General features: G+C 56.6%; 1 rRNA gene. It reads left to right on the forward strand.

The features are described from left to right. The first annotated feature begins 94 nt into the window (after positions 1-94). Positions 95-3,217 (forward strand): 23S ribosomal RNA (locus QMF80_RS37715). The last annotated feature ends 32 nt before the right edge of the window (positions 3,218-3,249 follow it).

A 3,249-nucleotide genomic window follows, 5' to 3' on the forward strand; every position in this document is an offset into this window, starting at 1 on the left:
GATGCCGGCCCCAGTGAACTCGCCAGCTTGTCTGGTGGGGTGATGGGTGGCTGGTCGTTGCTTGAGAACTACACAGTGGACGCGAGCATCTGTAGGCCAAGTTTTTAAGGGCGCACGGTGGATGCCTTGGCACCAGGAACCGATGAAGGACGTGAGAGGCCGCGATAGGCCCCGGGGAGCTGCCAACTGAGCTTTGATCCGGGGGTGTCCGAATGGGGAAACCCGGCAGTCGTCATGGGCTGTCACCCACTGCTGAACACATAGGCAGTGTGGAGGGAACGCGGGGAAGTGAAACATCTCAGTACCCGCAGGAAGAGAAAACAACCGTGATTCCGGGAGTAGTGGCGAGCGAAACCGGATCAGGCCAAACCGTATGCGTGTGATACCCGGCAGGGGTTGCGCATACGGGGTTGCGGGAATTCTTTTGAACGGTCTGCCGGCCGTTCGGCGAGTCAGAAACCGTTGATGTAGTCGAAGGACATGCGAAAGGTCCGGCGTAGAGGGTAAGACCCCCGTAGACGAAACATCAACGGCTTGCTTAAGAATCTCCCAAGTAGCACGGGGCCCGAGAAATCCCGTGTGAATCTGGCGGGACCACCCGCTAAGCCTAAATATTCCCTGGTGACCGATAGCGGATAGTACCGTGAGGGAATGGTGAAAAGTACCGCGGGAGCGGAGTGAAATAGTACCTGAAACCGTGTGCCTACAAGCCGTGGGAGCGTCGCCGTTGTTCTTCGGAACACCGGTCGTGACTGCGTGCCTTTTGAAGAATGAGCCTGCGAGTTAGCGGTGTGTAGCGAGGTTAACCCGTGTGGGGAAGCCGTAGCGAAAGCGAGTCCGAATAGGGCGATTGAGTTGCACGCTCTAGACCCGAAGCGGAGTGATCTAGCCATGGGCAGGTTGAAGCGGAGGTAAGACTTCGTGGAGGACCGAACCCACCAGGGTTGAAAACCTGGGGGATGACCTGTGGTTAGGGGTGAAAGGCCAATCAAACTCCGTGATAGCTGGTTCTCCCCGAAATGCATTTAGGTGCAGCGTCACGTGTTTCTTGCCGGAGGTAGAGCACTGGATAGGCGATGGGCCCTACCGGGTTACTGACCTTAGCCAAACTCCGAATGCCGGTAAGTGAGAGCGTGGCAGTGAGACTGTGGGGGATAAGCTCCATGGTCGAGAGGGAAACAGCCCAGAGCATCGACTAAGGCCCCAAAGCGTACGCTAAGTGGGAAAGGATGTGGAGTCGCACAGACAACCAGGAGGTTGGCTTAGAAGCAGCCACCCTTGAAAGAGTGCGTAATAGCTCACTGGTCAAGTGATTCCGCGCCGACAATGTAGCGGGGCTCAAGCGTACCGCCGAAGTCGTGTCATTGCAGCAATAGGGCCAACGCCCGCTGTGATGGGTAGGGGAGCGTCGTGTGCCGGGTGAAGCAGCAGCGGAAGCTAGTTGTGGACGGTTCACGAGTGAGAATGCAGGCATGAGTAGCGATACACACGTGAGAAACGTGTGCGCCGATTGACTAAGGGTTCCTGGGTCAAGCTGATCTGCCCAGGGTAAGTCGGGACCTAAGGCGAGGCCGACAGGCGTAGTCGATGGACAACCGGTTGATATTCCGGTACCCGCTTTGAAACGCCCAGTATCGAATCCTCTAATGCTAAGGCCGTGAAGCCGTTCCGGACCCTTCGGGGAAAGGAAAGTGGTGGAGCCGCCGATCCAAGGTGGTAGTAGGTAAGCGATGGGGTGACGCAGGAAGGTAGTCCAGCCCGGGCGGTGGTAGTCCCGGGGTAAGGGTGTAGGCCGTGTGATAGGCAAATCCGTCACACATTAAGGCTGAGACCTGATGCCGAGCCGATTGTGGTGAAGTGGATGATCCTATGCTGTCGAGAAAAGCCTCTAGCGAGTTTCATGGCGGCCCGTACCCTAAACCGACTCAGGTAGTCAGGTAGAGAATACCGAGGCGTTCGGGTGAACTATGGTTAAGGAACTCGGCAAAATGCCCCCGTAACTTCGGGAGAAGGGGGGCCATCACTGGTGATCGGATTTACTCCGTGAGCTGGGGGTGGCCGCAGAGACCAGCGAGAAGCGACTGTTTACTAAAAACACAGGTCCGTGCGAAGCCGTAAGGCGATGTATACGGACTGACGCCTGCCCGGTGCTGGAACGTTAAGGGGACCGGTTAGTGCACTTTCGGGTGTGCGAAGCTGAGAACTTAAGCGCCAGTAAACGGCGGTGGTAACTATAACCATCCTAAGGTAGCGAAATTCCTTGTCGGGTAAGTTCCGACCTGCACGAATGGCGTAACGACTTCTCGACTGTCTCAACCATAGGCCCGGTGAAATTGCACTACGAGTAAAGATGCTCGTTTCGCGCAGCAGGACGGAAAGACCCCGGGACCTTTACTATAGTTTGATATTGGTGTTCGGTTCGGCTTGTGTAGGATAGGTGGGAGACTTTGAAGCAGCCACGCCAGTGGTTGTGGAGTCGCCGTTGAAATACCACTCTGGTCGTGCTGGATGTCTAACCTCGGTCCGTGATCCGGATCAGGGACAGTGTCTGATGGGTAGTTTAACTGGGGCGGTTGCCTCCTAAAGAGTAACGGAGGCGCCCAAAGGTTCCCTCAGCCTGGTTGGCAATCAGGTGTTGAGTGTAAGTGCACAAGGGAGCTTGACTGTGAGACCGACGGGTCGAGCAGGGACGAAAGTCGGGACTAGTGATCCGGCAGTGGCTTGTGGAAGCGCTGTCGCTCAACGGATAAAAGGTACCCCGGGGATAACAGGCTGATCTTCCCCAAGAGTCCATATCGACGGGATGGTTTGGCACCTCGATGTCGGCTCGTCGCATCCTGGGGCTGGAGTCGGTCCCAAGGGTTGGGCTGTTCGCCCATTAAAGCGGTACGCGAGCTGGGTTTAGAACGTCGTGAGACAGTTCGGTCCCTATCCGCTGTGCGCGTAGGAATATTGAGAAGGGCTGTCCCTAGTACGAGAGGACCGGGACGGACGAACCTCTGGTGTGCCAGTTGTCCTGCCAAGGGCATGGCTGGTTGGCTACGTTCGGGAGGGATAACCGCTGAAAGCATCTAAGCGGGAAGCCTGCTTCAAGATGAGTATTCCCACCTCCTTGAGAGGGTAAGGCTCCCAGTAGACGACTGGGTTGATAGGCCAGATGTGGAAGCCCGGCAACGGGTGGAGCTGACTGGTACTAATAGGCCGAGGGCTTGTCCTCAGTTGCTCGCGTCCACTGTGTTAGTTCTGAAG

Source organism: Streptomyces sp. G-G2, assembly GCF_030063135.1.
In the GTDB taxonomy this organism is placed as follows: domain Bacteria; phylum Actinomycetota; class Actinomycetes; order Streptomycetales; family Streptomycetaceae; genus Streptomyces.